Raw genomic sequence first — 6455 nt, 5'->3', positions numbered from 1 at the left:
CGTGCCGCGCGGCCGCGCACCGCCTCCGGCAGCGCGAACATCAGATTGCCGCCCACGCTCATATGCGGGAACAGAAGCGGGTCCTGAAAAAGCACACCCACATGCCGGTCTTCGGGCTTCAGCGCCGTCACCTCTGTTCCATCGACGAAAACCCTGCCGCGCGCCGAGAACACCGGATCGAGAAACCCGCCAATATAGGCGAGCAGCGTGGACTTGCCCGCGCCGGACGGCCCCATGACGGTCAGCACCCCACCGGGCGCGACCCGTTTTGTCAGCGAAACGATCTCGCGCTCTTCCAGCGCAATCGTCACCCCGTCGATGAAAAGCCCGGCGTCCATCAAGTCCCGTTTCCATTCAAACATGCATGTCGCGATAACGGCGGAATATCAGCGCCGGTACGATGGTGGCAACGGCAAAGCCCGCCGCCGGCAAGACCATTTGCATGAAGGCATAGATGCCGATCACGCGGCGATTGCCACCGGAAGCGAGCGCCACCGCCTCCGTGGTGATTGTCGTCAGCCGCCCCGCACCAATCAGCAGCGTGGGCAGATAGAGCCCCACCGACACCGAGAAGCCGATGGCCGCAACGGCAAGAAGCGGCCGCGCCAGCATGGGCAGGCGGATATAGAAGAAGCGCTCTACCGGTCCCTTGCCGAGCCCCGCCGCGATCTGATCGTACCGCCGGTCGAAGGCGCGCCAGGGATCTTTGAGGCTGAGCCAGGCATAGGGCAACACGAAGACGAGATGGGTGAACACCAGCGCCGCCAGCGTGGCCTCCACATCCGTCAGGATGAACAGGAGCTGGAGCCCGAACAGGAACGCCACCTGCGGCACCAGTAGCGGCAGATAGAGAAGCGCGAGCGTGCCCCGCGCCGGGCGCCCGGTCTCATCCTCCCGCACGAAGCACAATATGGCGATTGCCACCGCAATCAGCGTGGAAACGAACGCCACGAAGAGCGTGGTCGTCAACGGCTCCACCAGATTGGGCATAACCCGCATCCAGTTGCGCAGATCGAAGCGCGCGGGCAGAAGGTCGGGATATTGCCAGAGGCCCGCCACCGACCAAAGACCGAGCGCCAGCAGGCCGATAAAGATCGCACCGGCGGAAGCCAGCATGACGGCAAGCGCCCCCCAGCGCAGGACACGGTCGCGCCGGAGGCGTTTTCCCGCACAAGCCATCCGATCGCGCAGGCGTGCGCCCAGTTTTTCGAAGCCGATCCAGATCAGGATCGCAGCAGCCGTGACGCCCAGTTGCAGCATTGCGCCGGCCGATGCCAGAAAGCGCCTGGAAAGGTCGGGATCGTTCATCCAGTTGACTAGCCGAACGGCCAGCGGCGCCGGCGTGGTCGGGCCAAGAATGGCGGCCACATCGACCACCGATGTGGCAAAGGCGATGACCGCGAAAACCGGCAGTCGGATCTGCGGGTAGATCGACGGCCAGAGGCCGAACACGAAACCGGAAATGCGCCCATACCCCATCGATGCGATGAGCGCCCGCGTGCGCGCCGGCTTCACCTGCGGCAGTGCGGCCAGCGTGACGAGAAGCAGGAACGGAATTTCCTTCACGATCAGCCCCGCCATCATCGACAGGCCGAGCGGATCGTGCACAATCAGCAGATCGGGCGGACGCTCCCAACCGGTCAGCTCCGGCGAGATCAACCGCGCGATCATGCCCGACGGCGCTATAAGGAAAGCGAGTGCGAAGGCGCTGGCCGCGTGCGGCAGGGAAAGCAGCGGCGAAATCAGATGCTGGATGCGCGCGAAAAGCCGAGTGCCGCCCCATGCGGCGGTGAACAGGATCACCGCTGTCAGGGAAATGACGGCGGTGACGAGCCCGGTCACAAGGCTCATCAGCGCCGACATGAGGATCGCCGGTTCGGCAAACAGCATGGAGAAGGGTGCCAGACCGAACTCCATGCCGCCCAGTGCCGGCAGATAGCCGAAGGCCGGCAACACAGTGCCGGCCAGCCCGAACGCGACCGGAGCGGTCAGAAGCCCTATGGCGAGCATGGGACCGAGGCGCGTCAGCATCAGGCTGGTCCCACGCCTTGGCTAATTGCCAACCCCATAACGCCGCTTCCACTCGGTTTCGATGCGCTCCATCCAGCTTGGGTGCGGCTCGTCCAGCGCGGGGCCGAGTTCGTCGGGCCGCAGCGTTGCGACGCCGAGATCGATGGCATCGAAGCGGGCGCGATCTTCCTCGTTCAGCTTGTCGAGCGCCAGAACGGTGGGATCGCCCCAGATGGCGGGATCCTGCTTGCGGGCCTGCGCCTCCGGCGACATCAGGAAATTGGCAGCCACCAGTGCGCCCGCCTTTGCCGAGGCGTTGTAGGGAATGGTGAGGAAGTGAGTATTGGCCAGCGTGCCGCCGGGAAAAGTGAAGGATCGCACCGTGTCCGGCAATTCGCCATTGGCGATGGCGCTTGAGGCCTCAGCCGGATTGAACGCGAAGATGATGTCGAGCTCGGAATCGGCGAGAAGCTGCTTCATCGCCGGGTAGTTTTGAGGATACGCACGGCCGGAGCGCCACATGACCGGGTTCAACGCGTCGAGAAAATCGAACAGCGGCTTCGTCACCTCGTCAAAGCGCTCCTCTTCCACGGGTTCGAGCAGCAGGGAGGGATCGGCGATCGTCTCGGCCAGAACCTGTTTCAGGAAGGACGAGCCGATGAAATCCGGTGGCTGCGGATAGGAGAAGCGGCCGGGGTTTTCCTGCGCCCACTTCAAAAGTCCGTCGGCATCCTGCGGCAGATCTTCCACACTGGTGCGCGCGGTGTCGTAGAAGAAGACGAGTTTCGCCATGCCCCATGGGCTCTCAAGCCCTTCCACCGGCACGGTGAAGTCGGTGCGGATTGTCGGCTTGTTCTCGACATCAACAAAGGTCCAGTTCGGCAGTTTTTCGGCCCAGCCCGGCGAGAGGATCAGGCCCTGCTCCTTCATGGCGGCGAAATTCTCGCCATTGATCCAGATGAGGTCGACCGTTCCATTTCCGTCGCGGCCAGCGGCCTTTTCCGCCACCACCGTGGCCACGGCGCTTGCCGTATCCTCAAGCTTTACGTGCTTGAGCGTGACGCCGAAGCGTTCGTTCAGTTCATCGCCTGCCCATCCGATGTAGTCGTTGATGTTCTGCGAGCCGCCCCAGGCGTTGAAATAGACCGTTTCGCCACGCGCATCCTCCAGAACCGCATCCCAGTTCGCGGGATCGGGCTTTGCGGTGTCGGCGGCGGCCGCAACCGCGCCAATCGCCAGAAATGCCGTCGAAAAAAGCAGTGCGCGCAAGAGAGACCCCATTGTTGCCCGTGGTTGAAACAAGCGGCGATAGAGCACGTTAAGGCGGTGCAAATCAACGCAAACCACCTCGCGCTACGGTCACTTCACGGTGAGCTTCAGGTGAAAGGCTATTGGGCTTCGGAACCGGGAATATGCAGTTCGATCCTGTCGGCGGCAAAGCGGGTCTCGGAATATTGCACCGGCTTCCCTCGCGTATCCACATTGATGGCGGTGGTCACGAGAACGATTGCGCCGGGCGAAAGCCGCAGGTCTTTCAGGTCGCCCGCTTCCGCGTGTCTGGCCGTTACGACGGTGCTGTGGCGCAGATAGTCGGCGAGGCCAAATTCCCTAAACGAAGCCGTGATCGAGCGTGTCTGTGCGAAGGCCTCGGCCATGCCCGCAAAGCGCTCAGCATCGAACCAGCTTCGCGCGCGCGACACGGGCCTGCCATCGGCATGCGAAAGTGTCTCAAGCCGGATCACCGGCGCACCGGGGGAAAGGTGCAGTGCTTTTGCCACGTCCGCTGCTGCTTTCTCCGTGGCGTGGTCGAGCAGATCGGCGGCCAGCCCGCGCGACTGCCCGGCCAGCCCTTCGGAAAAGCGCGTGCGGCTGCGAATGGGGTAGGCCAGCCGCTTTCGTCCTTCCACGAAGGTGCCGCGCCCCTGCTCGGCCCGCAGCACGCCCTCTTGCACGAGTGCGGCGATCGCCGTGCGCACCGTATGCCGGTTGACGCCGAAACGCTCCGCAAGCGCCGTTTCGGGCGGCATGCGGCCATCGCCGCCAAGTGCCGCTTCGCCAATCTCACGCCGCATGCGGTCGGCAATCTGCCGCCAGAGCGCAACGCCGCTGCGCCGCTCGATCACCGCTTCCTTCACCTGCACCAATTTTCTGCTTCCCTTGCCAGTCTTGTCATCAACGCGTCATGGACACCCGTTAGGCAAAACCCATAATATGTTTAATTGTCTAGAACAATAGACAAATTAATGAACGAGGAAGGAGACATCATGGTCTCACGACAGGAAAGACAGGCGGTCACCGAACGGCGACGCGAGGCGATGGCGGTGCTAGCCATGGCCAATGGAAGCGACCTGATGCGGCTCTGGAACGAAGCCGGGCTGCCCGACGAAGCCGAAACGCTGCGCGGACCTGAAACCGGCCTCGTGACCGTTCGCGGCCGGATGGGCGGCGGCGGCGCGCCGTTCAACTTCGGCGAAGCCACCGTCACGCGCGCCACTGTCAAGCTGCCCGGCGGCGAGGTTGGCCATGCCTATGCGCTTGGCCGCGAGAAGACGAAGGTGCGGGTTGCCGCCCTGATCGACGCGCTGCGCCAGAAACCCGACCTTGAAGCCCGCATCGAGGAAAAGATCCTCGCGCCGCTGCGCGCCCGCCGCATCGAAGCGGACGCGACCCGTCGCGCCGAAACGGCGGCGACCAAGGTCGATTTCTTCACCATGGTTCGCGGAGAGGACTGATGACGCTCGATTCCATCGCCATCGAGGGCGGTTTCCAGAACCCGGTTTTCGACGCCCAGACGATCTTTCGCGCGGTGATGCAGGCCATGGCCGAACCCGGCACGATCCACAAGGGCGTAGCGCTTGCAAGACCGCCCGCACCGCTGACGCCGGAGCTGCCGCCGTTGCGCTGGCCCTTTGCGATCAGGACACGCCCATCTGGCTCGATCCGATTCTGGCGGACGACGATGCCGTGTGCGCCTGGCTCGCCTTCCACACCGGCGCGCCCATCGCCAACACGCCAGCCGATGCGCATTTCGTCTTTTCCGCCGATCCGGAACACCTGATCGGGCTGGAGAATTTTGCTCAAGGCTCACAGGAATATCCCGACCGTTCGGCCACGCTCGTTCTTCAGGTGAGCGACCTTTCAGGCGGCGAGGAACTGGTGCTCCAGGGCCCCGGCATCGAGAGCGAAGCGCGCCTTGCGCCGCATCCGCTGCCGCGCCATTTCGCCCGACAGTGGGCGCAAAACCACGCCCGTTTCCCACGCGGGATCGACCTGATCCTGGTCAGCCGCGAGGGCCTCGCGGCCCTGCCCCGTTCCACCCGCATCACCAATCAGGAGGCCTGAGCCATGTATGTAGCCGTCAAGGGCGGCGAAGCCGCCATCCAGAACGCGCATCGGCTTCTGGCCGACCGTCGCCGCGGCGACCGCAATGTGCCCGCCATCACGCTCGAACAGATCTCCAGCCAGCTTTCGCTCGCCGTCGACCGCGTCATGTCCGAAGGCTCGCTTTACGATGCGGGGCTTGCAGCGCTTGCTGTGAAGCAGGCGCGCGGCGACATGATCGAGGCGATCTTCCTTCTGCGCGCCTACCGCACCACCCTGCCGCGCTTCGGCTATACGCGCCCCGTCGACACGGCGGCCATGCTGGTCGAGCGGCGCGTCTCCGCCACCTACAAGGATCTGCCTGGCGGGCAGCTTCTCGGCCCCACCTTCGACTACACGCACCGCCTGCTTGACCCGGAACTGGCCGAAGACGCCGAACCGGCAGCGCCCGAGGCGCGCAGCGAGGCCGAAGAAGCCATGCCGCGTGTGTCCGACATTCTCGCCAATGAAGGCCTGATTGAGGAAGACGGTTCGCTGCCGGAAGACCGCGAGCCCGGCGACATCACCCGCGAGCCGCCGGAGTTTCCCATGGATCGCGACCAGCGCCTTCAGGCGCTGTCGCGCGGCGACGAGGGTTTTCTCCTTGCTCTCGGATACTCCACCCAGCGCGGCTATGGCCGCAACCACCCTTTTGCCGGCGAAATCCGCATTGGCGAGGTGGATGTGGAGATCGACGTGCCGGAACTGGATTTCCCGCTCACGCTTGGCCGCATCCGCGTCACCGAATGCCAGATGGTCAACCAGTTCAAGGGGTCGAAGAAGGTGCCGCCGCAGTTCACGCGCGGCTACGGGCTGGTGTTCGGTCAGTCGGAACGCAAGGCCATGGCCATGTCGCTGTGCGACCGGGCGCTGCGCGCGGACGAACTGGATGAGGATATCACCGCGCCCGCGCAGGACGAGGAGTTCGTCATTTCCCATTGCGACAACGTGCAGGCGACCGGCTTCGTCGAGCACCTGAAGCTGCCGCACTATGTCGACTTTCAGGCCGAGCTCGGTCTGGTTCGCCAGATGCGCCGCGAATATGAGGAGCGCCGCGAGGGCGCAGACACCGAGCACCGGGAGCT

Annotated in this window: 5 protein-coding genes and 2 pseudogenes; 3 read left to right on the top strand and 4 right to left on the bottom strand. The window is 64.3% G+C overall.

Annotation, left to right across the window (positions count from 1 at the left end; translation table 11 throughout):
- The 4 genes from JCM21793_RS07690 to phnF form a co-directional block, all read right to left on the bottom strand.
- On the bottom strand, window positions 1-338 hold a 338-nt coding region (locus JCM21793_RS07690), incomplete at its 3' end, for an ATP-binding cassette domain-containing protein (protein ID WP_036539876.1).
- Window positions 339-354: 16 nt separating this feature from the next.
- Window positions 355-2031, bottom strand: coding sequence for an ABC transporter permease (locus JCM21793_RS07685; RefSeq protein WP_025029992.1), 1677 nt, complete (start codon window positions 2029-2031; stop codon window positions 355-357).
- 21 nt (window positions 2032-2052) lie between these two features.
- Window positions 2053-3291 (bottom strand): ABC transporter substrate-binding protein, encoded by a 1239-nt coding sequence (locus tag JCM21793_RS07680; protein ID WP_036539870.1) that lies wholly within the window; start codon window positions 3289-3291, stop codon window positions 2053-2055.
- 107 nt (window positions 3292-3398) lie between these two features.
- Window positions 3399-4151: a phosphonate metabolism transcriptional regulator PhnF gene (phnF, locus tag JCM21793_RS07675; RefSeq protein ID WP_081784659.1), complete on the bottom strand. Its 753-nt coding sequence runs from the start codon at window positions 4149-4151 to the stop codon at window positions 3399-3401.
- 123 nt (window positions 4152-4274) lie between these two features.
- On the opposite strand from phnF, the gene phnG reads away from it, so the two are divergent.
- The 3 genes and pseudogenes from phnG to JCM21793_RS28635 all read left to right on the top strand — a co-directional run.
- Entirely contained in the window at window positions 4275-4742 is a 468-nt protein-coding gene (phnG, locus tag JCM21793_RS07670) for a phosphonate C-P lyase system protein PhnG (protein WP_025029989.1), read from the top strand.
- A pseudogene (gene phnH / locus JCM21793_RS28640) lies at window positions 4742-5352 on the top strand (phosphonate C-P lyase system protein PhnH). Before phnG ends, phnH begins: the two are co-directional and overlap by 1 nt.
- Before the next feature lie 3 nt (window positions 5353-5355).
- Window positions 5356-6450 (top strand): annotated as a pseudogene (locus tag JCM21793_RS28635) (carbon-phosphorus lyase complex subunit); the annotation flags it as partial.
- Window positions 6451-6455 lie beyond the last annotated feature (5 nt).

The sequence above is a fragment of the Nitratireductor aquibiodomus NL21 = JCM 21793 genome, from assembly GCF_000615975.1.
Taxonomy (GTDB): domain Bacteria; phylum Pseudomonadota; class Alphaproteobacteria; order Rhizobiales; family Rhizobiaceae; genus Nitratireductor; species Nitratireductor aquibiodomus.
The sequence above is the reverse complement of the archived record's forward strand: the minus strand, read 5'-3'. Positions and strand labels throughout refer to the sequence as shown.

Coding starts and splice junctions, on each gene's coding strand:
- JCM21793_RS07685 (WP_025029992.1), bottom strand. CDS start 2,031: ATGCTGACGCGCCTCGGTCCCATGCTCGCCATAGGGCTTCTGACCGCT.
- JCM21793_RS07680 (WP_036539870.1), bottom strand. CDS start 3,291: ATGGGGTCTCTCTTGCGCGCACTGCTTTTTTCGACGGCATTTCTGGCG.
- phnG (WP_025029989.1), top strand. CDS start 4,275: ATGGTCTCACGACAGGAAAGACAGGCGGTCACCGAACGGCGACGCGAG.